The organism is Sneathiella sp. (assembly GCF_036844445.1).
Classification (GTDB): domain Bacteria; phylum Pseudomonadota; class Alphaproteobacteria; order Sneathiellales; family Sneathiellaceae; genus Sneathiella.
In genome coordinates this window covers 172085-198675 of the sequence record NZ_DAIUFV010000002.1, presented here as the reverse complement: position 1 = coordinate 198675, position 26591 = coordinate 172085, and the positions used below count along the sequence as shown (strand labels likewise).

Here is a 26591-nt window from a genome sequence, read left to right as displayed (position 1 = left end):
TTCATCTTTTGCTCATTCACCGTTTGACTATTCCGCTTTCGCCTATATTATGCCCGGCAATTCAGTCGATCCCGGCGGGAGAGACGGCCGTAAGGGGCTGTCGCCGAAGGAGCAACCACCCCGGAAACTCTCAGGCAAACGGACCGCAGGGGGATGAATCTCTGGAAAGTAAATTACGCGAGTAATTTCACCGAAGGGGTAAGCGATGAGGCGCGCCGCACGCGGTAACCCGCATCGTCAAATCTCTCAGGTTAATGGACAGAGGGGGTAAGCCACAACAGCGCGTGTTGGGGTTGCTTGTCCTTTGTTCTGATCCGGGATCGATCCATGACTGAAAATTCGCCTGCCAAAAAGACTGTTCTCTTCGATTTGCACATCGAACAGGGCGCCAAAATGGTCCCGTTCGCGGGCTATGACATGCCGGTGCAGTTTCCCGACGGCGTTCTTAAAGAACATCTTCATACCCGCAGCGCCGCCGGCCTCTTTGATGTTTCCCATATGGGTCAGCTCGTTATTTCCGGCGCCGATCCTGCCGCTGCGATCGAGCGGCTTGTGCCGGGCGATATCCGCTCACTGAAACCCGGGCAGATGCGTTACACGTTCCTCACCAATGACACGGGCGGGATCCTTGACGATCTGATCGTGACCCGCCGCGAGAAAGACCTTTTCGTCGTCGTCAATGCGGCCTGCAAGGAGCAGGATCTTGCGCTGCTCGGCGAGGGCCTCGCGGGCATCGCCGAGGTGACGGAGCTCACCGACCGCGCCCTTGTCGCGTTGCAGGGGCCGAAGGCGGCGGAGGTGTTCAGCCGATTCGCCCGCGACATTGCGACTCTCCCCTTTATGACCTATCGCGAAGTCCTGATCGACGGCGTTCTGTGCTTCGTCACCCGGTCGGGCTACACGGGCGAGGACGGGTTTGAGATCTCCATTCCGAACACGCATGCCGAAGCGTTCTGCCGCAAATTGCTCGCCGAGGCGGAGGTTCGCCCCATCGGCCTCGGCGCGCGCGATTCGCTCCGTCTCGAGGCAGGACTCTGCCTTTACGGCCACGATCTTACGCCGGAGACAACGCCCGTATCCGCCGGGCTGCTCTGGGCTATTGCCAAACACCGTCGCACCGAAGGCGGCTTTCCGGGGGCCGCGGTCATACAGGCCGAAATCGCGAGCAAGCCCCGAATGAAGCGGGTCGGCATCCTGCCCGAGGGTCGGGCGCCAGCGCGCGAACATACGGAGATTGCCGACCTGGATGGCAACATCATCGGGACGGTCACCTCGGGCGGTTTTTCGCCGAGCCTCGAAATACCGATCGCGATGGGCTATGTCCCGCTTGCATTTTCCGAAGTCGAGAAGAAAATAAATCTTCTCGTCAGGGGGAAGCCTCGGCCGGCGGTCGTCGCGAAGATGCCCTTTGTCGAGCATCGCTATTATCGGGGTTAAATCAGCAGTGGAGGGTGTGAATGTCCTATAAATTTTCAGAAGAGCATGAGTGGGTGCTGTTGGAAGACAATATCGCGACGATCGGGATCAGCGATTACGCCCAGGGGCAGCTCGGTGACGTCGTCTATGTCGAACTCCCTTCGCTGGGAACGACGGTGACCAAGGGCGACGAACTGGCGGTGGTCGAGAGCGTGAAGGCAGCGTCGGAAGTCTATTCCCCGGTCACCGGCGAGATCATCGAGGTCAATGATGAACTCGAAGGCGCGCCCACGCTCGTCAATGAAGATGCCATGGACGCCGGTTGGTTTGTCAAAATCAGGATCAGTGACGCAACGGAGGTTGATGAACTTATGGATGCGGCCGCCTACAAGAGTTTTGTTGAAGGTCTCGACGAATGAGATATATGCCCCATACCGCCGGCGAGCGGAAAGAGATGCTGGCGAAAATTGGCGTCAGCTCCGTGGACGATCTGTTTACCGATATCCCTCTGGAAGCGCGCCTTGACGGCCTGCTTGATCTTCCGCTGCACGCCAGCGAGATGGTGGTTGAAAAGAACTTCCGGGCGCTGGCCGCGAAGAACCTGTCGCCCGGCGAGGTTCCCTGTTTTCTGGGGGCAGGCGCCTATCAGCACCATATCCCCGCAGTCGTCGATCATCTGATCCAGCGCTCGGAGTTTCTCACCTCCTACACCCCCTATCAGCCGGAAATCAGCCAGGGTACGCTGCAGGCGCTGTTCGAGTTTCAGACGCAGGTTGCGCTGATCACGGGCATGGAGGTGGCCAATGCCTCCATGTATGACGGTGCAACCTCCTGCGCGGAGGCCGTGCTGATGGCCTGCCGGGTGACGCGGCGGAAAAAGGCGGTCCTTTCCGGCAACCTGCATCCGCAGTACCGCGATGTGACCCGCACAACGCTCCAGTTCACCGAATTCGCGGCCGAGGAACTGCCGGCGAATCCCGCAGGGGCGGAAGACCTTGCCGCGCATATCGGCCCGGAGGTCGCCTGCGTTGTCGTGCAAAATCCCGACTTTTTCGGTCGGCTTGAGGATTTCACGGCGCTTGCTGAAAAGTGCCATGCGGCGGGCGCGCTGCTCGTCGTCGTTGTCAATGAGGTGGTGTCGCTTGGTGCGGTCAAGTCTCCGGGGGAGATGGGCGCCGATATCGTCGCCGGGGAGGGGCAGTCGATCGGCGTGCCGCTCTCATTCGGCGGGCCCTATGTCGGGCTTTTGGCGACGCGCCAGAAATACGTGCGGCAGATGCCGGGTCGGCTCTGCGGCGAAACGGTTGACCAGAATGGCAAGCGCGGCTTCGTGCTGACCCTGTCGACGCGCGAGCAGCATATCCGCCGTGAGAAGGCGACCAGTAACATTTGCACCAACGCCGGGCTCTGCTCGCTTGCCTTCACCATTCATATGAGCCTGCTCGGTGAAACGGGCTTTACCCGCCTCGCGGCGCTCAATCACGCGAAGGCGGTGACGCTTGCCGAGAAGCTGGACGGAATTTCGGGCGTCAGCATCGTCAATGACAGCTTCTTCAATGAATTTACGCTGCGCCTGCCGACGGACGCGGCGGGCGTCGTCGAAACGCTGGCGGAGAAACGGATCCTCGGCGGTGTTCCGGTTTCGCGCCTGATCCCGGGTGACCCGGCCTTTGCCAATCTTCTGCTGGTTGCCGCGACCGAAACGGCAAGCGAAGAGGATATGGATGCTTTTGTGAACGCCCTGAAGGAGGCGATCTGATGCTGAATAAAGTGGGGCGCCCGACGCAGCCCGTCGCGGCCGATAACGAGGCGAATGTCACCGACACCTTTACCGGCAACCGGGCGCTGGAGCTTGAAACGCCGCTGATTTTCGAGCAGGGCGTACCGGGGCGCGTCGGCGTTGATCTTGCCGACCCTGCGCCCGTCAGGAGCCGGCTCGGCAACGTCGCGCGGGACGGGGCGATCGGCCTTCCTGATCTATCCGAGCCGCAGGTGCTGCGCCATTTCGTGCGCCTCAGCCGGCAGAATTATTCGATTGACGCCGGCTTCTATCCGCTCGGCTCCTGCACGATGAAGCACAATCCGCGCATCAACGAGAAGGTGGCGCGCCTCCCCGGCCTCGGCGACCTGCATCCGCTGCAGCCTGTGAGCACCGTGCAGGGCGCGCTTGAGCTTATCGACAGCCTTGCGCACTGGCTGAAGGTGATCACCGGCATGCCGGCGGTTGCCATGTCGCCGGCAGCAGGGGCGCATGGCGAGCTTTGCGGCGTTATGGCGATCCGCGCGGCGCATGAGGCGAACGGCGAGACGCGGCTTCGTATTCTGGTGCCGGAATCGGCGCATGGGACGAACCCCGCGACCGCGGCGCTCTGCGGCTACAAGGTTGATGCCGTGCCGGCGCGAAAGGATGGGCGGATGGATCTGGACGCCTTTGCCGCCAAGCTCGGCCCGGACGTTGCGGGTGTCATGCTGACCAACCCCAACACCTGCGGTCTCTTTGAGAATGACGTGAAGAAGATTGCCGATATGATCCATGAGGTCGGCGGCTATTTCTATTGCGACGGCGCCAACCTCAACGCGATTCTGGGGCGGGTGCGGCCTGGCGATCTCGGCGTCGATGCGATGCATATCAACCTGCACAAGACCTTCTCAACGCCGCATGGCGGCGGCGGTCCGGGGGCGGGGCCTGTCGTCCTTTCCGAGGCGCTCGCGCCCTTTGCGCCTGTGCCTTACGTCGTGCACGGCGAAGCAGGCTTTGCGCTCCAGGAGAGCCGCGAGGGGTTGGCAGCGGCAAGTTTCGGCCGCATGAAGGGCTTCCACGGCCAGATGGGCATGTTCATCCGCGCGCTTGCCTATATGCAGAGCCACGGCGCCGACGGGCTGCGCCAGATCGCCGAGGATGCGGTGCTGAACGCCAACTACATCCGCGTCGGGCTGAACGACAAGCTGCATGCGCCGTTTGACGGTATCTGCATGCACGAGGCCCTGTTCGATGATACGACGCTGAAGGGCACCGGTGTCACGACGCTCGATCTCGCCAAGGCGATGATCGATCAGGGCTATCATCCGATGACCATGTATTTCCCGCTGGTCGTTCATGGCGCAATGCTGATCGAGCCCACGGAAAGCGAGAGCCGCGAGACACTCGATCAGTTCATCGGGGCGATGCGTCACCTGCTGGAACGGGCGCAAGCGGGAGATGTCGAGTATTTCCAGGGCGCGCCCTATTTCGCGCCGCGGCGGCGTCTTGATGAGACGGGCGCGGCCCGCAACCCGATCCTCCGCTACATGCCCCCGGAGGCAGCAGAGGAAAGCCCCGCGTCCTGAACGGGAAGTGCGCCGGGAGCGCGCGATCATCAAACCCAACCCCCCCGCCTTCGGGCGGGGTTTTTCTTTTCCGCCCGCGAGAGGGTAATAAAAAAAGCCCCGGAAACCGGGGCTTTTCTTTTTCTTACGCGCAGGTCAGTTCAGATGCTTGCGCAGGTCGTCGATGGACTGGTCGATAAGCGCGTTGGCCTTGTCGCCCTTGAGCCCATCCTGCATCAACTTCGCAGCAGCGGCAACTGCCACATCAACAGCAACGGCCTGAACCTCAGCGAGCGCCTTTTCCTCGGCCTGCCTGATTTTGAGCTCGGCCAGCTCCTGACGGCGTGCCAGCGTTGCCTCAAGCTCCTTGACGCCTTGCGCGCGAAGGATTTCCGCATCTTCCTTGGCCTTGGCGACAATATCCTCCGCCGTTTGCATGGCTTCATGCTGACGGCGCTGGAAATCGGCATAGAGGACTTGAGCTTCCTCGCGCAGGCGCTTGGCTTCGTCAAGTTCGGCGCGGATCTTCTCCGCCCGGGCGTCCAGCTGCTTCGCGATCAGCGGCGGGACCTTGTAGTAGATGAGCACCGCGAAAAAGCCGATGAAGGCGATGGCTACCCAGAATGTCGGGTCCTGAAACATCAGGCGTCTCCTTTCATGCTGGCAGCGACAGCCGCATCAACATCCTTGTCCGAGACATCGAGAGGAACGAGCCGGGCCACAGCCGATTTCGCGGCCTCAGCCGCAATTTCGCGTACATGGCCGAGCGCGGTTTCCTTGGCTTCGCGGATGCTGGATTCTGCGGCTTTGGTTTTCTGCGCAAGAACTGCATCAAGCTCCGCCTTGCTCGCTTCCTGTTCCTTCGCCACCTCGGCTTTCAGTTCGGAAACGATGCCATGGGCTTCGTTGCGGGCTTTGGCAAGGGCCTCTTCATAGTCGGCCTTTGCCTGTTCCGCTTCCTCGCTCAGCCGCCTTGCCTCTTCCAGATCCGACGTAATACGGTTCTGCCGGCTTTCGAGAACCTCTGAAATGCCGGGTGCTACGACTTTCGCCATGAGAAAATAGAGGATGACGAAAGTAATCGCGAGCCATACGAGCTGCGGCGGGAAGTCTGCAAAATTTAATTGCGGCATACCGGCTCCTTAGATCCTATAGATTCAGTTTTCCCAGAAACGAGAAATTTCTGATTAACCGAACAGGATCAGGAAAGCGATAACCAGTGCGAACAGAGCAACAGCTTCCGTCAACGCGAAGCCGAGCAGCACGTTTGCGAAAACTTTCGGAGCGGCTGCCGGGTTACGCAGGGAACCGGAAATGTAGGAACCGAAGATATTTCCGATACCAAGACCCACACCCGTCAGAGCGATAGTTGCAAGGCCTGCACCGATGTACTTAGCGGCTTCTGCTTCCATAATATTCTTCCTTCTAAATCAAGAACAACCAATGTTGAAGTCGAGGTTACAACTCAATGATGCAGGTGAATTGCATCGTTAAGGTAGAGGCACGACAGGATCGCGAAGACATAGGCCTGCAGGAATGCGACCAGAAATTCAAGACCCGTCAGAGCGACGATAAAGGCGAGCGGTACCCAGCCGAGGAAAATCCCGAGGGAAATCACGAACCCGCCAAAAACTTTCATCAGCGTATGACCGGCGAGCATGTTGGCGAACAGTCGGACCGAGAGGCTGATGGGGCGTACGAAGTACGAGATAATTTCGATCGGGATCAGCAGGACCAGCAGGATGGCAGGCACGCCTGTGGGCACGAAAAATCCCAGAAACTTGAAGCCGTGTCGAATGAATGCAATGACGGTAACGGCTACAAAAACGACCAGCGCAAGCGCAAAGGTGACGATGATATGGCTGGTGACGGTGAAGCTGTAGGGAATCATGCCCAGCAGGTTGCACAGCAGAACGAACATGAAGATCGAGAAGATAAAGGGGAAATATTTCCGCCCTTCCGATCCCACGTTGTCTTTCAGCATGCCGGCGATGAACTCGTAGCTCAGCTCGGCGATCGACTGCATCCGCCCCGGAACCAGAGACCGGCTCCGCATGGCCCAGGTCAGGAACAGGGTGATAACGGCAATTGCCAGCACCATGAACAGCGAAGAGTTGGTGAAAGAAACATCAAGCCCGCCTACTTCCATCGGAACCAGACGCTTGATTTCGAATTGTGCAAGAGGGCTATGATCTGCCGCCACGATGCTATTCCTGTCTTTACCTGTCTAATCCGCGCCAGGCAACAAATCCAAAGACTATTGCCCGTTCCCACTCTCGCTGTCGTTCATGCGCTTGGCCACTTTGAACACATTATATATGCCCACGACGCCGCCAATCAGCAAAAACACCAGCATCCACCATGGCTTTGTGTCCAACCACTTGTCGAGCAACCAGCCAAATCCGCCGCAAACAGCCAAAGCTGACACCATCTCAACCGATAGTCGCCATGCCTTGCCGGCTGCGCCGGATTGCTCAAGCTTCAATTCGCTGCGGCTCCAGGAGGCCTGCTCCTGCTTTTGCCGCGCTTTTTCAAGCCGAGCCTTGAAATCTTCTTTCGAGGGAGGTTCAGATGCGCCCATTGTCGTCCTTCGACAGAAATTGTGCCTGCCTGTTCACCCCATTGAAAGCGCGGGAAACATACGGGTTGCCCCCCTAGGTGTCAAGCCCTTACGCGCCGCTTTTTCGCCACATCTGATATTGCCGTTCACAATTCGTTATTGCGCTGCAAATAGGGTTTATGCGGCGCTCTCCGTAATCTCTTTCGCTTTTGCGAGATCGACCGAAACAAGCTGCGAAACACCGCGTTCCGCCATGGTCACGCCGAACAGCCGATCCATGCGCGCCATGGTGATCGGATGATGGGTGATGACAAGGAAGCGGGTGTCGGAGCTGCGGGCGATACTGTCGAGCAGATGGCAGAGGCGCTCGACGTTCACGTCATCGAGCGGCGCATCAACTTCGTCGAGCACGCAGATGGGGGCGGGGTTGGTGAGGAACACCGCAAACAACAGCGCGACCGCCGTCAGCGCCTGCTCCCCGCCCGACAGCAGTGACATCAGTTGCAGCCGCTTGCCGGGCGGGCTTGCCATGATTTCCAGCCCTGCCGACAGCGGATCGTCAGATTCCGTAAGGGTGAGATGCGCCTGGCCGCCGCCGAAAATCTGGCGGAAGAGCTGCTGGAAATGCGAGTCAACCTTCGTAAAAGCGGCCAGCAGGCGCTCCCGCCCCTCACGGTTGAGGGCAGAAATCCCCTGCCGCAACCGGGCGATGGCCGCCTGCAGGTCTTCGCGCTCATTGGTCAGCGTCGTGAGCTGCTCCTGCACTTCCTCCGCCTCGATTTCGGCGCGCAGGTTTACCGGGCCCATGCTGTCGCGTTCGCGTTTCAGCCGTTCTAGCCGCCGCTCGCTGTCCTCCGTGGAGGGGATTTCCTCGCCTTCCTCGATGCCGCCCGCCGACTTGATCTGCTCGGGCGCGCATTGCAGCTTCTCGCGAACCTGCTCGGCAAGCCCCTTCAGGACTTCCGTCATATGCTCGACGTCGGACTGGTGCCGCACCCGTTCCTCGCGGCAGATGGCGAGCGAATCCTGGCATTTCCTGAGCGCGGCGTCGCATTCGGCAAGGACCGATTCGGCCTCCAGAAGCCTGTCCCGCGCGTTGCTTCGCCGGCCTTCCGCAAGCGCGATCTCGTCCATCAGGTTGTTGCGCCTGGTGGCAATTTCCTCGGGCTTGCCGTCGATCTCGGCAAGCTCCGCCGCGGTATCCTTGAAGCGCATTTCAAGCTGGACGAAATGCTCGGCCATGTTCCGGCTACGCTCGATCCAGCCGGCAACTTCCTTCTCGATGGCGGCTTTGCGATCGCGGCGGCTCGCGGCCTCGCGCGTCAGGCGGTCCGAATCGCTTCGCAGCACCGCCAGCTCGTCCCGCTTTTCCTGCAGCTCTGCTCGCAGCAGGTCAATTTCGGCACGGCGCGCGCTGAGATCCGGCATTTCTGCGAGCATTTTCTGCTTTGCCGCATGTTCGGCGGCAAGCTCGCTTCTCTCGCGCCGGATTTCCTCCGCCGTCTCGCTGAGCGAGGTGAGGCGTGACTGGCGCGCCGCATTCTCGCGGATCTCCTCCGCATTGGCCGCGCGCAGCTTGCTGAGACCCTGCTCCTGTTCGCGCTGCTGGCGGCGCAGCTCCTTCAGCTTTTCCGTCGCCTCCGTGAGACGCTTTGAGCAGCCTTTCAGATCTTCCGTGACATTGGCGAGGCGGCTTTGCTTCGTGGCGAGTTCAGCCGTCACTTCGGCGAGCCGGTTGCGGCTCTCAAGTCGCGCTGCAGCGGCCGTTTTGGCGCCCGCGCGGCAGACAAACCCGTCCCAGCGCCAGAGATCGCCGGTGCGGCTGACAAGACGCTGCCCGGGTTTCAGGCTCGCCTGAAGCCGGGGGCCATCTGTCACATCGACGATTGCGATCTGGCTGAGCCGGCCTTTAAGCGCCTCATGGCCGGTGACGAACTGATCGAGCGTTGCAAGCCCGTCCGCGAACCCTTGCGCAGGGATCGCCGCAGGCGTTGCCGGCCATGAGGCGGGGGCGCTTTCATTCGCCGGGGCTTCCAGATCATCGCCGAGCGCCGCGCCAAGCGCGATTTCATAGCCTTTTTTGACCTTCAACTCCTCGATAACGCCGGGCCAGTCGCCCTGGTTCGCGCTTGCGAGAAGGCTCGACAATGTCCGGGCTTCCGCCTCGAGGGCCGTTACATCCCGCTCGGCGAGTTTTACTTTTTCCCGCGCCTCCCGCTCCGCGCCGTCGGCTGACTGGCGGAGAAACTCGGCTTCATCGCAGGCCGCGTTGAGCGCGGCAAAGGCGGCAATGGCGGCCTTTAACGCTTCGGCCGAGGCAGATTCCGATCCGTCCGTGCCAATTTTCTCCTCAAGCGCCGCCTTCTCCCGCTCCACATCGGCAAGCCGCGCGGCCAGCCGGTCGAGCTGCTGCGTCGCCGTCTCGATCTGCTGGGTGAGGCTGTTGCGCCCGGCGGTTTCCGTGGCAACGCTTTCGGTTTTCAAATCAAAGGCCGCCTGTAGCTCTTTCAGCGCCGCGGCTTTCTCATTTACCTCGCCTTGCAGGGCGAGGGCGCGCGGCCCGGCTGCCTCTTCCGCTTCGGCAAGGGCGGTCTTTTCCGCCTCCAACCGTTCGATCGCCTCCGCAGCATCCTTCTCAAGATCCTTTTCGCGGAGCATGTCGCCGGCAATCTGGCGGCGGCGATCTTCAAGCTGCGATTTGATGCGCTTGGCCCGTTCTTCTTCAGCATCGAGATTTTCGCGGGCAAGCGTCAGCCGCTGCGCTGCGGCCGCGGCGGCGGCCTCGGCCTCGCGAAGCGGCTTCAGGGCCTCATTGGCGCGAAGGCTCGCCGATTCCGCAGCCGCCGTCTGACGCGTCAGTTCATTGACGGCGAGGACAGCCTGCTCATATTTCTCGCGCGCCTCGGCGGCCTTGGCTTGCGCCTGCTCATATTTGCGATAGAGCAGCATCGCCTCGGTCTTGCGGATATGGCCGGAGATATTGCGATAGCGATTGGCCTGCCTCGCCTGCCGCTTGAGGTTGCCGAGTTGCGCTTCAAGCTGTTCTATAACATCGTCAACGCGCTCAAGATTGGCTTCGGCGGAGTTGAGCCGGAGTTCCGCTTCATGGCGCCGTGAATGCAGGCCGGAAATGCCGGCGGCTTCTTCGAGGAGATGGCGCCGCTCCTTCGGCTTTGCATTGATCAGCGCACCGACACGGCCCTGGCTGACGATGGCCGTCGAATGCGCGCCGGTGGCGAGATCGGCAAAGAGAAGCTGGACATCGCGGGCGCGCACGACCTTGCCGTTGATCCGGTAATCGGAGCCGATGTCGCGCCGGATCCGGCGCGTAATGTCGAGTTCGGGCGAATCGTTATAGGCGGGCGGGGCTTTTCGGTTGCGGTTATCAAGGCCGAGCGTCACTTCGGCGGCATTGCGGGCGGGGCGGGAGACAGTACCGGCGAAGATCACGTCATCCATCGCGCCGCCGCGCATGTTGCGGGCCGAAGTTTCCCCCATGACCCAGGTGAGGGCTTCCACAAGGTTCGATTTGCCGCATCCGTTGGGGCCGACGATGCCCGTCAGCCCGTCCTTGATCAGCAGTTCCGTCGGTTCAACAAATGACTTGAAGCCCGACAGTCGCAAATGGGAAAATTTCACCGCCTCACCATACTACGCACGCTAATTGAGAGTTTTCAGAAGCTCATCCATTACCTCGAAGCTCCGGTTACCTTCGTATTTTTCGCCCTGAATGAAAATCGTCGGCGTCGATGTCACGTCAAATTGTGACGATCCGATCAGGCTTTCCGAGGCGATGGCGTCGACCAGTTCCGTATCGGTCAGGCAGTGCGCGAATTCTTCAACCGTCACGCCGTTCTGCTGGCCGAGTTCGACGAGCGCGACAGCGGGATCGGGCTGACGCGCCCAGACTTCCTGCTGATGAAAAATACTGTCGATCATGCCGAAGAAATTGTCCTTCTTGCCGGCGCATTCGGCGAGAATCGCCGCGATGAACGCATAGCGGTCGAGCGGAAAATGGCGATACACGAATTTCGCCCTGCCCGTGTCGACGTAATTCTTCTTCAGTTCGCCGAAGGTATGCTTGTGAAAATTGCCGCAATGACCGCAGGTCAGCGACGCATATTCAATAATGGTTATCGGCGCCGTTGGCAGGCCAAGGATATGATCGCTTTGCAGAATTTGCGGTTTCGCCGCGGCGGCAGTGCGCGGGCTCAGCAGGCCGCCGGCAAGGGTTGCGATGGGCAGGGCGCTCCCTGCTGCTACAAAATGTCGCCTGGAAATAGTCAATTCTTTATCTTTCATACTACATATGGTGTCAGTATAACCGCTCATTGGTCAATCCTCAAATGATTCCTGCATCTGGTGGGACAACCCGGAAATACGCTATTTGCCCGCCGCAGACAAAGGGGAAGCGATGGCTCTCACGGGATTTTGTCTGGCCGCTTTGCCTGCAGGAGAGCGGTGCCCACCGCCGCAAGGCGGGCCCGGAGCTCCGCATCCGTAATATCGGCGAGGCTCGCATCAAGCCATTCCTTTTCCGCTGTATTGAGCGGGGCAGGCGGCGGGCGCTTGCGCGGCGGCTTCTTGCTGATCGGCGCCTGGATAAGCTGAAGGCGCGCAACCGCGCGGTAGCCGAAGTAGCTGTTCACCCGCTCGATGATCAAGGGCTCGAAATGCTGAAACTCGGGCGCCCAGCCCGGGGCGACGCGAATGCGAAGCGTTGCCTCGCGGTTGCTCTGGCGCAAGAAGCCGAGCCGTTCCGGGCTCGAGGCGTCGGCAAGATTGGGGCCGACGATCGCGCGCCAGTGATTGAGAATGTCCGCCTCGGCGAAGCCGCGCTTTACCAGGGCGGCGCGGGAGGCTTTCCCGACCAGCGCGGCGATGGCTTTCGGTCCCGGCGTGCGTGCCTGTCTCATCGTGATCCCCTGCTGGTGAAACTCTCATTGACCCGATGGACCGTAATTGATCATAACTGGCAGTCAATATGATAAATACTTTACCCGATCGAAAGCCTTTTTCCGACCTGATCCTCGCCTGGTATGATCGCCATGCCCGTACGCTGCCGTGGCGAAGCCCGCCGGGCGTGACGCCGGACCCGTATCATGTCTGGCTGAGCGAGATCATGCTGCAGCAGACGACCGTCGCGACAGTGGGACCGTATTTTCAGAAATTCCTGAAAAACTGGCCGCGCGTACAGGATATGGCGGCCGCGCCGCTTGATGACATTCTGACCAACTGGGCCGGGCTTGGCTATTACGCCCGGGCGCGCAATCTGCATAAATGCGCGATTGAAGTGAGCGTGCGCCATGATGGCCGGTTTCCCGACGATCACGCGACGCTTCTCACGCTTCCCGGCATCGGGCCATACACCGCCGCAGCGATCGCGGCGATTGCCTTCGATCGGCCCGAGACGGTGGTCGATGGGAATATCGAGCGGGTCATAAGCCGGCTTTTCCGCATCGCGACGGCGCTGCCGGCCGCAAAAAAGGAAATTACCCGCGAAGCCGGCTTTCTGACGCCAACGCGGCGAGCTGGTGATTATGCGCAGGCCCTGATGGATCTCGGCGCGATGATCTGCACCCCCCGCAATCCGGCCTGCTGCCTTTGCCCGGTGCGGGATTTATGCGCCGCATATCGGGCGGGCGATATGGAGGCCTACCCGGTCAAGGCGCCGCGGAAGGAAAAACCGACGCGTCAGGCGGTGGTGTTCTGGATGCAGCGGGAGGACGGGCGCGTCTTCCTGCGCCGCCGGGCCGAGACGGGACTGCTCGGCGGGATGATGGAATTTCCCTCAAGCGACTGGCAGGAGGCGGCGATTTCGCCGGAGGCGGCGGTGCGCGGCTTTCTTGGCAATGAGGGGAATATTTCTCCCGTACTGAGGCTCGCCGCCCCGGTGCGACATACCTTCACGCATTTTCACCTGCTCTTGCAGCCCATCATCCTGCACGGCGGGCGGTGGCCTCAGACGCTTTCAGACGGCGAAGGGGTATGGCTCCATCCGGGTGAATTCGCCGATTATGCGTTGCCGACGCTGATGCGGAAAGTCGCGCGCGCCGTACTTGAGCGAGAGGCGGGCGCCCCTTAAAGACCCGGGCTGACAAACTCGTCCTTGGAGATTTTGCCATCGCCGTTCGTGTCGAGCTTCTCAAAGCGCGTGACGCCGACGGCAGTGACTTCTTCGAGCGTCAGGATGGTATCGCCATTCGCATCCATCTCGCGATACTCGTCGGGCACTTCCACCTTGGAATAGGGCGGCGCAGTGACGGAGCGAAGCTGCCGAGCCTGCACATATTCCTCGAACTCCACCTGCCCGTCGCCATTCTGGTCATACTCCTTGAACAGCCGTTCGCGGTAGGCGACCAGCTCCTCCATTGAAATGAGGTTATCGGCGTCGCGGTCAATGCCGAGAAAGCGGCCCTCGGCGAAGGAGTGGGCAGGCTGGCTCGCGGCGAGCATCAGACCACTGCCGGCGAGTAGCATCATGATAATTTTCTTCATCACATCCCCCTTTTCAAATGGCGGAGCGACAGGCTCCTAGTTCATTTCGGCGCGCACCTGCTGGCGCAGCACATCGATGGAGACGGCCTTGCCCTCCACATCGAAATGCCAGAAGGTCCAGCCGTTGCAGCTGCTGGCGCCCTGCAGCTGGGCGCCGACCTTGTGGATGGAGCCGGAGACATCGGAGGCGACGAGGCTGCCATCGGCCCGCACCCGTGCGCGGTAGCGCTTGCGCGCATCAAACAGCACCTGACCTGCCGACAAAAGGCCGCGTTCGACAACCGAACCGAAGGGGATACGCGGCTCCTGCCGCTTTCCGCGGGTGATCTCCAGATCCTTTTCCGACATCTGGCGAACCTTACGCAGCCGGTCAAGGGCGACGGCGATATATTTTTCTTCGCGCTCCAGACCGATGAAATGGCGGCCGAGTTTGCGCGCAACCGCGCCCGTGGTCCCGGTGCCGAAGAAGGGATCAAGCACCACATCGCCCGGGTTGGATGCCGCCGTCAAGATGCGATAGAGCAGCGCTTCGGGCTTCTGCGTTGTATGCGCCTTTTCGCCTTCCACCTTCAGCCGCTCGCCGCCGCTGCAGATCGGCAGATGCCAGTCGGAACGCATTTGCACATCGTCATTCATGACTTTGAGCGCATCATAGTTAAAAGTGATGTTGCGGGCGTCCGGTCCTTTCGAGCACCAGATCAGCGTCTCATGCGCATTGGTGAAACGGGTGCCGCGAAAGTTTGGCATCGGGTTCGTCTTGCGCCAGATGACGTCGTTCAGGATCCAGAAGCCGAGGTCCTGCAAGGTTGCGCCGACACGGAAAATATTGTGATAGGAGCCGATAACCCAGAGAGTACCGTTATCCTTCAGGACACGACGCGCAGCGTTCAGCCAGTTGCGCGTAAACTCATCATAGGCCTCGAAACTTTCGAACTGGTCCCAGTCATCGGTGACCGCGTCGACGAAGCTGTCATCGGGGCGGCGCAGCTCTCCGGAGAGCTGCATATTGTAGGGCGGGTCGGCGAAAATCATATCGACGGATTTTTCCGGCAGCGAATTCATCAGCTCGATGCAGTCGCCTTTCAGGATCCGGTCAAGCGGGAGTTTCTGGTTCTTCATCTCTCAAACGACACTGGTTAGCCAAGGCCGTTATAGTGATTCGCGCGATTCGTTACGTCAATATATTTGTTGAATCAGTAAGTTATGGAGGATTCCTGAACTTCTTCCTGATCTGCATCGAGGAGCGCCCGGATCGGCGCGAAACTTCGTCTATGTTGTGGTGTGACGCCGAAGAGTCGCAAGCCCTTGCGGTGCTCGGCCGTTCCGTAGCCAGCGTTTTTATCCCATCCATAGTGCGGAAACTCGGCTGCGAGCTCGCACATTTTCCGATCGCGTGTCACTTTTGCAACTATCGAGGCGGCGGCAATCGAGAGGCAGCGGGCGTCCCCGCCGACGATCAGGCGGCTCGCAACGCCCAGTTTCGGGTCGCGATTGCCGTCGATCAGCGCGACATCGGGGCGGCCGGGCAGGGCGTCGACGGCGCGGCGCATGGCGAGCAGGCTCGCCTGCAGAATGTTGAGCTGATCGATCTCCTCGACAGAGGCTTCACCGGTGCCGACATGGCACGTCTCGATAATCTGCGTGAACAGAATTTCCCTTTTCGCGCGCGGGATTTTCTTGCTGTCCGCGATCCCGGTGGGAATGTTGCGCCGGTCGAGGATGACGGCGGCGGCGACAACCGGGCCAGCGAACGGGCCGCGCCCGGCCTCATCGACACCCGCGATCAGGCCCGTTTCCGCATCTTCAAAAGAAAGGTCAGGCAGCAAGGGAATGACGTCACTCATTCCCTCTGATTAGCAGGTGCCGCCGTTAAAATAAATCCAATTGTCGCGTCGACTGCCGGGGCGGGGTGAAAAGATCGGAGCGAAGGTTATATTTCCCCTCGCGCTCGAACCCGAGGCGCTGGCAGGCAAGGCGAAAGCGATTGCGGATGAGTTCCGCATACGGACCGTTTCCGGTCATCCGCGTGCCGAACCTCGGATCATAATTTTTCCCCTCGCGCGTCGAGCGCACGAGGCTCATGACCTTGGCTGCGCGGGCGGGAAAATTCTCGTGAAGCCAGCTTTCGAACAATTCCGCGACGTCGCCCGGCAGGCGAAGGATGATGCAGGTCGCGCTCGCGGCCCCCTTCTGCCGCGCGGCGGCCAGAATATCCTCAAGCTCCGGATCATTGAGGCCGGGGATCATGGGAGAGGCCTGCACGAAGGTGCGGATCCCGGCCGCGGCGAGCGCCTCGATCGCGGCGAGACGTTTGTAGGGGGCGCTTGCCCGAGGCTCCATCAGCCGGGCAAGGCGGCGGTCAAGGCTGGTTACCGAAATGCCGACGGCGACGAGATTGTCTTTCGCGAGCGGAGCGAGAATATCGATATCACGCAGCACAAGGTCGGACTTCGTTGTGATCGTGAACGGGTGGCGGGCGCGGCCGAGCAGTCCGATCACCTCGCGCGTAATCCTGAGGCGGCGCTCGATCGGCTGGTAGGGATCGGTATTGGTGCCAAGCGCCATCGGCGCGCAGCGGTACCCGGGGCGCGCCAGTTCCTTTTCCAGCAGTGCCGCCGCGTCCGGCTTGGCGAATAGCCTGCTCTCGAAGTCGAGTCCGGCCGAGAGATTCATATAGGCATGGGTCGGGCGCGCATAGCAGTAGATGCAGCCATGTTCACAGCCGCGATAGGGATTGATGGAGCGATCGAACGGCAGGTCGGGGGAGGTATTCCGGCTTATGATGCTTTTCGGATGCTCGATGGTGACCGTGGTTGAAAGCCCAGGTTCCCCGTCTTCCGGTTCCGTCTGCCATCCGTCGTCGATGCGCTCTCTCGATGCCGGCTCGAACCGCCCATCCGGGTTCCTTGTCGCTCCGCGGCCGCGACGCTGATTTTTGCGGATGGGGACGATATCATCGGGCATCTTGCGAGCCTATCACAAAATAAGAACAAATCAAGAACAAATTTTAGGGGATTGTTTATCGACGGATTTGCCGGGGCTTGGCGTTGAATACATATCTCCATGTGAAAGGGGAGAAGAAAAATGAGAAAAACAGGTCAGCTCGCGTTTGTGATCGCCCTTATTGGCTGCTTCCTCGTCGGCCCCTCGCTCGGGAACGCCGATGACAGGCGGCGCGATGCCCCGAATGTGGGGCAGCATCTTAAATATGGAAAGCAAAGCAACGCGCACGGAAAACATCACGATCGGCGGGACGTGTATCACAACAGGCATAAGACCCCCGATAAATGGCACGGAAAGCATGACCGGCGCGACCGCTATGCGCCGCCGCCGGTAAAATGGGGCGCGCACAAGCATCACCCGAAGCCGAAGCCGCACGCCCATCGTCATCACGGGCCGAAATATGTCTATGTGAAGCATGTTCATACGCCGAGATACTGGGGCCGGCATCTCTACCGCGGATTTTACTGGCCGTTTCTTAACGTGAACATCGTGCTGCCCCTGTCGGCGCGCCAGATCGAGCATCACCATCAGGCGATCTACATTGCGTTGGATGCCTCAGTCGGGCATGTAAGCCGCTGGCATGACGGGCCCATGTCGGGCAGCGTCGTGGTGCTGCGCGAGGGCGTCAACTCCTACGGCAGTCTCTGCCGGGAATATCGCCAGACGCTGAGCGAGCCCGGCCGCACGGTAAGCCGTGTCGAGATTTCCTGTCTCGATCCGCACGGATACTGGATTCCGATCTAGCGGCGGCGGTTTGGCAGACTTGCGACGTAGCGGGGGATGAGCGGCGCGGGCCGGTCATCCCTTGCTTCTTCTCTGGTGTTCCTGGAGACGGTCGAACAGCTCGACAAAGTTGCAGGGCATGTAGCGATAGTCGAGCTGATGGACGAGGATATCATCCCACGCATCCTTGACCGCGCCGGTGGAGCCGGGGAGGGCGAAAAGATAGGTGCCGCGGGCAACGCCGGCACTCGCCCGTGACTGGATGGTCGAGGTGCCGATCTTCTGGTAGCTCAGCATCCGGAACAGCTCACCGAAGCCCGGAATTTCCTTCTCGTAAAGGCCGGCGAACGCCTCGGGCGTAACATCGCGCCCCGTGACGCCGGTGCCGCCCGTCGCAATCACGACATCGACTTCGGGATCGATCAGCCAGCCGGCGACAATCTGCTGAATAGCGCTGAGGCTGTCCTGCACGATCTCGCGCGCGGCAAGGATGTGTCCGGCGGCTTCAAGCCGGTTGACCAGCGCCTGGCCGGACGTATCCTCGGCAAGCGTGCGGGTGTCGGAGACCGTAAGGACGGCGATCCGGACAGGAATAAAGGGGCGTGAGGCATCAATTCCCGGCATTGTCTGCAACCTCGTTTTCGCGTTGATCCAAGGGTTGATATTCAGGCCACTCGCCGCGCGCGATCTGGTCGAGGCCCGGCAGATCCTGCTCCATGCGGTGGCGGTAAATCCAGAAGTTCGTCAGCACGCGCTTGATAAAAATGCGTGTCTCCCGGCTTGGCAAGGCTTCGATAAAGAAAAGCGGGTCGTCGCCATACTCCGTTGCCGCCTTCCACTTTTTCAAGTTCCCCGGCCCGCCGTTATAGGCTGCGGCGAGGTGAAACAGATTGCGCTCGACTTCCTTGTTGTTCATCAGATAGGCGAGATATTGCTGGCCGAGCTCGAGGTTGAAGGCGGGATCGAGCAGCTTGTCGCTCCTGCCGTTGCGGAGGGACTTGTCGCCCGAGATATAGCTCGCCGTCACCGGCATGATCTGCATGAGACCGGAGGCGCCGGCCTCGCTGCGGGCGTTCGCGAGGAAGCCCGATTCCTGGCGCATAAAGGCATAAAGCAGCGCCCGGTCGACCTTGAAGCCTTCCTCAGGTTTCCATTTCGGCACCGGATAGATTGCGGCGTCCAGCTTGACGTCTTCGGTGTCCCACAGATGCAGGCCCATCCGCATGGCGACGGACGGGGCGCCGATCCGTTCCGACAGCGTGACGAGTTGCGGCGCGAGATCTTCATCAGCGTTCAGGAAGATGCTGCGAAGCTCGGTGGAGGCGAGATCATATTCGCCAACCTCGGAAAGCGCGACGGCCCGCTTGACCGCCGGAATTTTCATCAGGAAAGCAACTTCGGTCGCTTTCAGCTCCGGCAGGTCCCAATTGAAGGGATTTTCAATGCCAAGCTGGCGCAGGGCGAGCAGGCCGTAGAATGTCCGGGGATGGGTCGCCGTGCGTTCGAGATAATATTGCGCCTTGTCGGGCGCGCCGAGCTTGAGATAGGCGCGTGAGGCCCACCAGCTTGCGGCCGTGAAATTCCAGTCGGAAAGGGGCGTCGCCTCGCTGAGCGCGACGAAATGCCTCGCGGCCCGTGCGATGTCGCCGCTTCGCCACGCAGCGAGCCCGGCCGTCCAGTCCGCGAGCGGAACATAGTCGCGCGATTTGCGAAGCGCCGCCTCGGCAAATTCGATGGCCTTGTCATCGCGGGCATTCAGGAAGTAGCTCTGGGCGATTTTTTCCCGAAGCTGGTCAATTTCAACCTGGTCGAGAAGCCGGACGATTTTGTCTTGCGCGAGATACTCGGCGGCCTTCGTCGGCTGGTCGTTCTGGATAAAGCGGTTGATGACGCGCCTGACATGCTCGACGTCGTTACTCTCCTTGGGGCTGCGCTTTCTCTCACTCTTATAGGGGCGGGAGATATAGGCCGGCTGGCCCGAGCCGCTGCCGCCGAGATATTGCCCGTGAACCGGCTCTGGCAGAGGTTTCCAGCCCCGTTCGCGGCGGCTTTCGGCGAGCTTGTAGAGACGCTCGGCATCCGGATGGTCGGCATAGGCCTTCATCCAGAGATGGAGTTCTTCATATCGCGCGGTGTAGGCGGTCGGATGCATATAGCGCTGGAACTTGACGTGCCCGAGAAGAATATCGTCCTGCAGAGCGGCGATCAGCTTGTCGGCCCTTGCCCATTCGCCGCGCGACTGATGATCAAAAATCGACCGGTAGCGCGCGACATCGGCGGCCGAGAGGACGGCGGGGATCCTGTCCGCAATGGCGAGCTGCAAGGAACCCAGCATAACAGAGGCCAGGATCGCCAGAATGATGGAAATTCTGAAACGGTCAGTCATTACCGGACGCCATACGTTAGATGAGAGATTGCCGAGGATGGCTAATCTGCATGAAAACAGGTTACTCGTCCTCCAGCGCCGCCTTCAATTTCAGCAGATCCGCCCAGGCAAACTTCTTCAACGCCGGCTGAGTGATCAGAAAGGCAGGATGAAACACAGGCAGTATTCTTGCCTGAACTTCCCCGATTTGCAAATCTTTCCATTCCCCGCGCAACTTGTTGATGCCGGTCCTGACACCAAGCAGATAGCCCGCCGCTTCGCCGCAGGCAAGGATATGCCTTGGCTTGACGATCTCGATATGGCGCTGAATGAAGGGAAGGCAGAGCGCTTTTTCCTCATGCGTCAGTTCACGCATTCCGGGGGGACGCCAGGGAATCGCACTCGCGAGATACGCGTCCGTGGGCGCGAGATTTATGGCAGCGAGCATATTCTCGAGCAATTCTCCCGCCGCGCCGGCAAAGGGCATGCCGCTTCTGTCCTCCGCATCCGACGGCTGGCGATCGATAATCATCACGGGCGCGGCGGGATCTCCTTTGGCGAAAACCGTGTGATGCGCCGATTTTTTGAGCGCGCAATAGTCGAACGCCTCAAGCGCGGCGCGCAGCTCCTCGGGCGTCGTGCAGGCACTTGCTGCTTTCCGCGCCGCCTCGACCGCATCAAGCAGCGGCGGGATATGCAGCGGGCGAGCCGCATCGGCGGGCGCGCGGCGCGGTGCGCGCAAGGGCGAAGGCGCCACTGGTTTGTGCCGCGTTTCACCTGCGCGTGCGTTAGTGGCTTCCGGCGCTGCGGGCGGCGCGAGGCGATTGACCGGTGTATCGCCGATCGCTTCGTCAACCCCCGCTTCGAGGTAGAAGCGGAGCAGGCTTTCTCTGTCGATATCCATATTCATACCGTATCATAACAGCATCATCTGCGTTTCGAGAAGCGTCCGGCGATGAGAATTTCTGGAACTTTTCTAATCTGATATGTTAGTTTCACCGGAAATTGATGCGATGCCGTCGTCTCGGATGGCCATTTCCACTGTCTGAAGGGCGTAAATCGGGCAAAATCCTTTGCAATCGGAAATGATGCACAATAAAAGAGCTTGAGAAACCCGGACATTACGACAGGCGCCGCGTTCGCGGAATAGCCGGTCCAGAATAAACAACGGCAACAAATCGGCCGGAAGAGTGAGAGAGGTTGTGATGGAACGCGAATCTATGGAGTTTGATGTCGTCATCGTCGGCGGCGGTCCCGCAGGCTTGTCGGCAGCAATAAAACTGCGCCAGCTCAGCGAAGAGGCGGGGCTCGATGTCTCGGTCTGCGTCATTGAAAAAGGCTCCGAGATCGGCGCACACATCCTTTCCGGAAACGTCTTTGAGACCCGGGCGCTCGATGAGCTGATCCCCGACTGGAAAGAGAAGGGCGCTCCTCTCAACGTGCCGGTGAAGACGGAAAAATTCTTCTTCATGACGGAATCGAACGAGCTTCGCTTCCCGAATTTCCTGCTCCCCAAGCAGCTCCATAACCACGGCAACTACATCATCAGCCTTGGCAACCTTTGCCGCTGGCTGGCCGAGCAGGCGGAGGCCCTCGGCGTTGAGGTCTATCCCGGCTTCGCGGGTGCCGAAGTCCTCTATAACGAGGACGGCAGCGTTAAGGGCGTTGCGACCGGCGACATGGGCGTCGGCCGGGACGGCGAGAAGAAAAGTTCCTACCAGCCGGGCATGGAACTGCATGCAAAATACACGCTCTTCGCAGAAGGGGTACGCGGCTCGCTGACCAAGGGCCTGTTTGAAAAATTTGGCCTCCGTGAAAATTGCGATCCGCAGACGTTCGGTATCGGCATCAAGGAACTGTGGGAGCTCGATCCCGCAAAGCATCATGAAGGGCAGATCTTCCACAGCTTCGGCTGGCCGCTCGACAGCAACACCTATGGCGGCTCCTTCGTCTATCACATCGAGAACAACCAGGCCTATGTCGGCTTCGTCGTCGCGCTTGACTACAAGAACCCGTATCTGTCGCCCTATGATGAATTCCAGCGCTTCAAGACGCATCCGATGATGAAGGACATGCTGGCCGGCGGCAAGCGCATCTCCTACGGCGCGCGCGCCATCAACGAAGGCGGCTTCCAGTCGGTGCCGGAATTGGTCTTCCCGGGCGGCGCGCTGATCGGCTGTACCGCCGGTTTCCTGAACGTGCCGAAGATCAAAGGCAGCCACACCGCCATGAAATCGGGCATGATGGCCGCCGAAGCGATCATCGATCAGCTGAAAGAAAATGCCGAGGCGCCCGCGAAAGTGCTGGAGGGCTATCCTGAGCGCTACCGCAATTCCTGGGTCTATGATGAGCTTTACCGCGTACGCAACAGCCGTCCGTCCTTCCGCTGGGGCCTGCTCGGCGGCACGCTTTATACCGGGCTCGATCTCAAGATCTTCCGCGGCAAGGCTCCCTGGACACTGAAGAACCACTCCGATCATGACCAACTGAAAAAGGCCAAGGATTGCAAGAAGATCGAATATCCGAAGTATGACGGTGTTTATACGTTCGATAAACTGTCCTCTGTCTTCCTCTCCAACACCAACCATGAAGAGGATCAGCCCGTTCATCTGACGCTGAAGAACGACAGTGTTCCCGTGACGGTCAACTATAATGAATATGCCGGGCCCGAGCAGCGCTTCTGCCCGGCCGGCGTCTATGAGTTCCTGACCGATGATGACGGCTCCAACCCGCGTCTGCAGATCAATGCCCAGAACTGCGTCCATTGCAAGACATGCGATATCAAGGACCCGACGCAGAATATCAACTGGGTCGTCCCCGAAGGCGGCGGCGGGCCGAATTATCCCAATATGTAGAAAATCGTTCCCAAGCGCAGATAAATTGTTTCATGCCGTCCGGGGCCGCCCTACATTGGAGAGATGGGCGTCCCCCGGTCGACCGTTAGGGTGGGCCATGGGGCGGATGAGTGCGCAGGAATGACGGGTGCAGGCGTGAAAAAGTATAAAACTGTTGTCAGTGGTGTTATTTTGACCGTCCTGCTTGGCGCCTGCGCGGCGAACGGCGCGTCGAACGGGCAGGGCAATCTGCCGGATATTTTCCAGGATGCAGGCGGCAAGGTCGACGTCCTTCCATCCTCCACGTTCGGTGAGTATCTGGCCGGCCGCGAGGCGCTGCGCGAGCAGGAAGCATCCGTCGCTCTCGACTATTTCGAAGATGCGCTCGAAAAGGGCAGCACCGATGCCGTTCTGGTCGGCATGGCCTTGCAGGCGGCGCTTGCCAAGGGCGATATCGACCGTGCGGTCGCGCTTGCCCCGCAGGCCCTTGCCGGCAATGAGGAGAATTCTGCGGCCTCGCTTGTCCTTGCGATTGATGCGCTTGCCCGGGATGACTTCACCGTCGCCGGTGACTATCTTGCGCAGACGGGGGACAACGGCTTCAACGTGCTTCTGAAACCACTGCTCATGTCCTGGGTGCGGCTCGCTCTTGAAGGCGCCGATGCCGCCTTTGACGAGCTCGATGCGCTCGATCGCTACAATGGTTTCGAGGCGCTCAAGGAATATCAGTCGGCGCTGCTGGCCGACGTCTCCGGAAACACAGTGCTTGCCGATCAGAAATATTCCGAGGCGCTCGCCGGACCGTCGGGGCGGACTGCGCGGCTCGTCCAGTCCTATGGCGCTTTTCTCGACAGAACCGGGCGGCGGGACATGATTGGCCCGCTCTTTGATGCCTATCTCGATCAGTCTCCCATGAGCCCGATCATCCAAGCCGAGCATGACAAGCTTGCCGCCGGACAGCCGCTCGATCCGGTGGTGACTGATGCCCGCTCGGGCGCGGCCGAAGCGCTTTACAGCGCCGCGTCGATCATCGGGCAGGAGCGGGCAATCGGCGTTGCCGCCACCTATATTCATTTCGCTCTTCGGCTTGAGCCGGGCCTTCCGATGGCGCGGATGCTGCTCGCGGAGACGGCGGAGGATCGCGGCAACTGGCAGGAAGCCTTTGATCTCTACAGCAGCGTGCACCCTGAGTCGCCCTATGGCCGCAATGCGGAAATCCGCGCCGCCTGGGCCGCCTACAAACTCGGGCGCGAGGAGGAAGCGCGCGCGCGTCTTGAGGCGGTCGCCGCGGCCGACCCCGATAATATTGAGGCGCTGGTGGTGCTTGCCGATGTCAGCCGCGACAGCAAGGCCTGGGCGCAGGCAGCCGACGAATACGGCCGGGCCATCGACCGTATCGACGTTCTCGAGCCGCGCCACTGGTCGCTCTTTTATGCGCGGGGCGTCGCCTATGAACAGTCGCGTCAGTGGCCGCTCGCCGAGAAGGATCTGATCCGCTCGCTCGAACTGCGTCCCGATCATCCGCAGGTTCTCAATTATCTCGCCTATTCGTGGGTTGACAGGAATGAAAATCTCGACCGGGCGCGGGAGATGCTGATCAAAGCCGTCTCACTGCGGCCACGGGACGGGTATATTGTCGACAGCCTCGGTTGGCTCTATTACCGGCTTGGCGAATATGACAATGCGGTGATCCAGCTTGAGAAGGCGGTCTCGCTCGAGGCGGCGGATCCGACCATCACCGATCATCTCGCCGATGCCTACTGGCGCGTCGGGCGGCGGGAGGAGGCGCGCTATCAGTGGCAGCGGGCGCTCTGGCTTGAGCCGACCGCAGACCAGATCCCGGTGATTGAGGACAAGCTGAAACATGGCCTGCGGGATGCGCCGAAGGCCGAGAAGTAACCGGGTCGGCCGCGCATGATCGACGCCCTCGCGCCCGCGAAAATCAATCTCTTCCTGCATGTCACGGGGAAACGTGCGGATGGCTATCATCTGCTTGAAAGCCTTGTTGCCTTTGCGGCCTACGGGGACAGGATTTCCGTCGCCCCTGCCGATAATCTTACCCTCGAAATGTCCGGCCCCTTCGCGTCCGAGACCGATACCGGGCCCGATAATCTGGTCTGGAAGGCGGCGGAGCAGCTTCGCCGCGCGGCGGGGGTCCGTCACGGCGCGCATATTCATCTTGTGAAAAACCTGCCGGTCGCTTCGGGTATCGGCGGCGGCTCGTCCGATGCGGCGACGACACTGAAGCTGCTGAACCGCGCCTGGAACCTCAAACTCGCGCCGGAGCGGCTCGCCGAAATCGGGCTCTCGGTCGGCGCAGATGTTCCGGTTTGCCTGCTTGGCAAGCCCGCGATGATGCGGGGAATAGGCGAGCAACTCGAGGAAATCCCGGGTTTCGAATTAAATCACATTATACTGGTTAATTGCAATATAAAGGTTTCGACGGCGGAGGTGTTTCGCCGTCTCCCGCGCATCGAAGCCCGCCCTGCCGTGCGTTCCAGCGACATGGCCGGCGGGGTTGATCTTGCCGCTTTTCTCGGTGCGACGCGCAATGATCTCGAGCGGCCAGCAATGGAAATCGAGCCCATGATTGCCGATGCGATCGCGGCGGTTTCCGCCCTCGCGGGCTGTCGCCTTGCCCGGATGAGCGGCAGCGGCGCCACTGTTTTCGGCCTGTTCGCGACGGCCGGGGCGGCGCGCGATGCAGCCGTGACGCTCACCGCCCGCCATCCCGGCTGGTGGACCCGGGCCACACGGCTTCAAGGCGGCGCGTGACCCCGCCTTCAGCCGGCGGCATTTTTACAAAATTTGGCTTGAGATTGACGGGCCCTTTCGATAGAAAGAGGCTCCTCTTTGGGGTGTCGCCAAGCGGTAAGGCAACGGGTTTTGATCCCGTCATGCGCAGGTTCGAATCCTGCCACCCCAGCCAGAACCTCATTTCCCCAAATCCAATATCATCAACCATACTCCGCTACCGGCGCGACGTTGCCGCGGAGATAACGCGCGGCATAGATCGACTGCTGCTCTTACTCAATCACCGGGTAGAACGGCCGTCCCCAATCGTCCGTTGGATTGTCCATCATCAAGTCCACGAAAACCGGCATCAGGACGGACAAAATTGAAGCACCGTCGCGCACCTGCGCCCGGTTGACCCCGCTGTTCCAGGTTGACCCGCCGTGGACGATCTGGTTGCGCAGCACATAAAGCCTGTCAAAAACAAAACTTAGAACGCGGACGCTGTCGCCCGCCTGGAATGCCTGCGCGAAGCTCCGTGACGATGCCCTGTGCTTCTCCTCCCAGTCCTCGAAGCCCGCGATCCCGTTATGGTGTTGCCAGAACGGATTGAAGACGTAGCGATTATCCATCAGCATTCGCACCGGTCCCGAGAAGCGCTGCCACAACGCGTTGTAGATCCGGCGACCTTCGTCGCGCGCCACCAGCCTGTCGAAATAGCCGAGAAAAGTGGCACGTTCACTGGGCGTCAGCGACTGGAACTCCCGCTCATCTGCGTAGGCGGCATTGAACGCGATCCAGAGAAAGATGAAGCGGGCGTCATCATCGTCGCAGCACTTCTCGGCGCGTCCAATCCAGCTGATGGCACGATGCACACGCAAACCCATGGTTTCAGGAAAGTCGCCGCGAATGGCGCGCTGCTTGGCTTTCAACGCCGTGTGGTCGAGAATATCCTTCACTCCCAATCCCCCTCTGACAACTCCATCAAAGCAACTTGGCGCAGATGCCCTCAAGGCTGCCTCTACGCTGCGAAGTGGCCGTCCCGGCGCGACGAAGCAGATACTGAGCCTTGGAGAAAGACATTTGACCTCTTTGCTGGAAATCGCCACCATTATAAGCTATTCATCAAGTTGCGCTCTGTCGAGGTGATTTT

25 protein-coding genes, 1 tRNA gene and 2 riboswitches are annotated in these 26591 nt (G+C 60.4%); of the genes, 10 read left to right on the top strand and 16 right to left on the bottom strand.

Features of this window, described 5'->3' with window-relative positions; translation table 11 throughout:
- The first annotated feature begins 65 nt into the window (after positions 1-65).
- Positions 66-156: riboswitch (glycine riboswitch) on the top strand.
- Positions 157-272: riboswitch (glycine riboswitch) on the top strand.
- A 55-nt stretch (positions 273-327) separates the two neighbouring features.
- From gcvT to gcvPB, 4 genes are read left to right on the top strand one after another with little or no spacing between them, the layout of a single operon-like run.
- Positions 328-1437 (top strand): glycine cleavage system aminomethyltransferase GcvT, encoded by a 1110-nt coding sequence (gene gcvT / locus V7Z56_RS04270; protein WP_334128117.1) that lies wholly within the window; start codon positions 328-330, stop codon positions 1435-1437.
- Between the two features lie 20 nt (positions 1438-1457).
- Positions 1458-1835 carry a glycine cleavage system protein GcvH gene (gcvH, locus tag V7Z56_RS04265; RefSeq protein WP_334128116.1) on the top strand — a complete coding sequence of 126 codons (378 nt, stop codon included), beginning with the start codon at positions 1458-1460 and terminating at the stop codon, positions 1833-1835.
- Positions 1832-3175, top strand: coding sequence for an aminomethyl-transferring glycine dehydrogenase subunit GcvPA (gene gcvPA / locus V7Z56_RS04260; RefSeq protein WP_443023745.1), 1344 nt, complete (start codon positions 1832-1834; stop codon positions 3173-3175). Before gcvH ends, gcvPA begins: the two co-directional genes overlap by 4 nt.
- The gene (gene gcvPB, locus V7Z56_RS04255) at positions 3175-4743 is read left to right on the top strand and encodes an aminomethyl-transferring glycine dehydrogenase subunit GcvPB (RefSeq protein WP_334128114.1); all 1569 of its coding nucleotides are present in this window, start codon (positions 3175-3177) and stop codon (positions 4741-4743) included. Before gcvPA ends, gcvPB begins: the two co-directional genes overlap by 1 nt.
- A 135-nt stretch (positions 4744-4878) precedes the next feature.
- Here the strand turns inward: gcvPB and V7Z56_RS04250 are convergent, their stop codons facing one another.
- From V7Z56_RS04250 to V7Z56_RS04215, 8 genes are all read right to left on the bottom strand, one after another.
- Entirely contained in the window at positions 4879-5364 is a 486-nt protein-coding gene (locus V7Z56_RS04250) for a F0F1 ATP synthase subunit B family protein (RefSeq protein WP_334128113.1), read from the bottom strand.
- Positions 5364-5855: a F0F1 ATP synthase subunit B family protein gene (locus V7Z56_RS04245; RefSeq protein ID WP_334128112.1), complete on the bottom strand. Its 492-nt coding sequence runs from the start codon at positions 5853-5855 to the stop codon at positions 5364-5366. The genes V7Z56_RS04250 and V7Z56_RS04245 overlap by 1 nt, the downstream gene beginning before the upstream one ends.
- A gap of 54 nt (positions 5856-5909) precedes the next feature.
- On the bottom strand, positions 5910-6134 hold the full coding sequence (locus V7Z56_RS04240) for a F0F1 ATP synthase subunit C (RefSeq protein ID WP_334128111.1): 225 nt from the start codon (positions 6132-6134) through the stop codon (positions 5910-5912).
- A 53-nt stretch (positions 6135-6187) separates the two neighbouring features.
- Complete coding sequence (locus V7Z56_RS04235; RefSeq protein ID WP_334128110.1) at positions 6188-6925, bottom strand: F0F1 ATP synthase subunit A; 738 nt, start codon at positions 6923-6925, stop codon at positions 6188-6190.
- 54 nt (positions 6926-6979) lie between these two features.
- On the bottom strand, positions 6980-7303 hold the full coding sequence (locus V7Z56_RS04230; protein ID WP_334128109.1) for an AtpZ/AtpI family protein: 324 nt from the start codon (positions 7301-7303) through the stop codon (positions 6980-6982).
- Between the two features lie 156 nt (positions 7304-7459).
- Entirely contained in the window at positions 7460-10921 is a 3462-nt protein-coding gene (smc, locus tag V7Z56_RS04225; protein WP_334128108.1) for a chromosome segregation protein SMC, read from the bottom strand.
- A 21-nt stretch (positions 10922-10942) separates the two neighbouring features.
- A complete protein-coding gene (locus V7Z56_RS04220; protein ID WP_334128107.1) occupies positions 10943-11569 on the bottom strand; it encodes a DsbA family protein in 627 nt (208 codons plus the stop codon).
- Positions 11570-11703: 134 nt separating this feature from the next.
- Entirely contained in the window at positions 11704-12198 is a 495-nt protein-coding gene (locus tag V7Z56_RS04215) for a DUF721 domain-containing protein (protein WP_334128106.1), read from the bottom strand.
- Between the two features lie 68 nt (positions 12199-12266).
- Here V7Z56_RS04215 and mutY point away from each other — a divergent pair, with 68 nt between their 5' ends.
- Positions 12267-13367, top strand: coding sequence for an A/G-specific adenine glycosylase (gene mutY, locus V7Z56_RS04210; RefSeq protein WP_334128105.1), 1101 nt, complete (start codon positions 12267-12269; stop codon positions 13365-13367).
- Here mutY and V7Z56_RS04205 read toward each other — a convergent pair.
- The 4 genes from V7Z56_RS04205 to V7Z56_RS04190 form a co-directional block, all read right to left on the bottom strand.
- Entirely contained in the window at positions 13364-13780 is a 417-nt protein-coding gene (locus tag V7Z56_RS04205; RefSeq protein ID WP_334128104.1) for an EF-hand domain-containing protein, read from the bottom strand. The two genes, mutY and V7Z56_RS04205, sit on opposite strands and share 4 nt — an antisense overlap.
- Positions 13781-13816: 36 nt before the next feature.
- Positions 13817-14899, bottom strand: a complete 1083-nt coding sequence (locus V7Z56_RS04200) for a site-specific DNA-methyltransferase (protein ID WP_334128103.1) — start codon at positions 14897-14899, stop codon at positions 13817-13819.
- Positions 14900-14973: 74 nt separating this feature from the next.
- Positions 14974-15624, bottom strand: a complete 651-nt coding sequence (locus V7Z56_RS04195) for a ribonuclease HII (protein ID WP_334128102.1) — start codon at positions 15622-15624, stop codon at positions 14974-14976.
- 25 nt (positions 15625-15649) lie between these two features.
- Positions 15650-16744: a PA0069 family radical SAM protein gene (locus V7Z56_RS04190; protein ID WP_334128101.1), complete on the bottom strand. Its 1095-nt coding sequence runs from the start codon at positions 16742-16744 to the stop codon at positions 15650-15652.
- Positions 16745-16864: 120 nt separating this feature from the next.
- Between V7Z56_RS04190 and V7Z56_RS04185 the strand changes: the two genes are divergently transcribed.
- Entirely contained in the window at positions 16865-17527 is a 663-nt protein-coding gene (locus V7Z56_RS04185; RefSeq protein WP_334128100.1) for a hypothetical protein, read from the top strand.
- A gap of 54 nt (positions 17528-17581) precedes the next feature.
- Here the strand turns inward: V7Z56_RS04185 and moaB are convergent, their stop codons facing one another.
- The 3 genes from moaB to V7Z56_RS04170 form a co-directional block, all read right to left on the bottom strand.
- On the bottom strand, positions 17582-18130 hold the full coding sequence (gene moaB / locus V7Z56_RS04180) for a molybdenum cofactor biosynthesis protein B (RefSeq protein WP_334128099.1): 549 nt from the start codon (positions 18128-18130) through the stop codon (positions 17582-17584).
- Positions 18117-19892 (bottom strand): lytic transglycosylase domain-containing protein, encoded by a 1776-nt coding sequence (locus V7Z56_RS04175; protein ID WP_334128098.1) that lies wholly within the window; start codon positions 19890-19892, stop codon positions 18117-18119. Before V7Z56_RS04175 ends, moaB begins: the two co-directional genes overlap by 14 nt.
- A gap of 61 nt (positions 19893-19953) precedes the next feature.
- On the bottom strand, positions 19954-20775 hold the full coding sequence (locus tag V7Z56_RS04170; protein ID WP_334128097.1) for a uracil-DNA glycosylase: 822 nt from the start codon (positions 20773-20775) through the stop codon (positions 19954-19956).
- Between the two features lie 301 nt (positions 20776-21076).
- On the opposite strand from V7Z56_RS04170, the gene V7Z56_RS04165 reads away from it, so the two are divergent.
- From V7Z56_RS04165 to V7Z56_RS04150, 4 genes are all read left to right on the top strand, one after another.
- The gene (locus V7Z56_RS04165; RefSeq protein WP_334128096.1) at positions 21077-22726 is read left to right on the top strand and encodes an electron transfer flavoprotein-ubiquinone oxidoreductase; all 1650 of its coding nucleotides are present in this window, start codon (positions 21077-21079) and stop codon (positions 22724-22726) included.
- Between the two features lie 135 nt (positions 22727-22861).
- Positions 22862-24604 carry a tetratricopeptide repeat protein gene (locus tag V7Z56_RS04160; protein WP_334128095.1) on the top strand — a complete coding sequence of 581 codons (1743 nt, stop codon included), beginning with the start codon at positions 22862-22864 and terminating at the stop codon, positions 24602-24604.
- 15 nt (positions 24605-24619) lie between these two features.
- Complete coding sequence (locus tag V7Z56_RS04155) at positions 24620-25480, top strand: 4-(cytidine 5'-diphospho)-2-C-methyl-D-erythritol kinase (RefSeq protein WP_334128094.1); 861 nt, start codon at positions 24620-24622, stop codon at positions 25478-25480.
- A 79-nt stretch (positions 25481-25559) separates the two neighbouring features.
- Positions 25560-25634: transfer RNA gene (locus tag V7Z56_RS04150), tRNA-Gln, on the top strand.
- A 97-nt stretch (positions 25635-25731) separates the two neighbouring features.
- Here V7Z56_RS04150 and V7Z56_RS04145 read toward each other — a convergent pair.
- The gene (locus V7Z56_RS04145; protein WP_334128093.1) at positions 25732-26397 is read right to left on the bottom strand and encodes a hypothetical protein; all 666 of its coding nucleotides are present in this window, start codon (positions 26395-26397) and stop codon (positions 25732-25734) included.
- Positions 26398-26591: the final 194 nt, after the last annotated feature.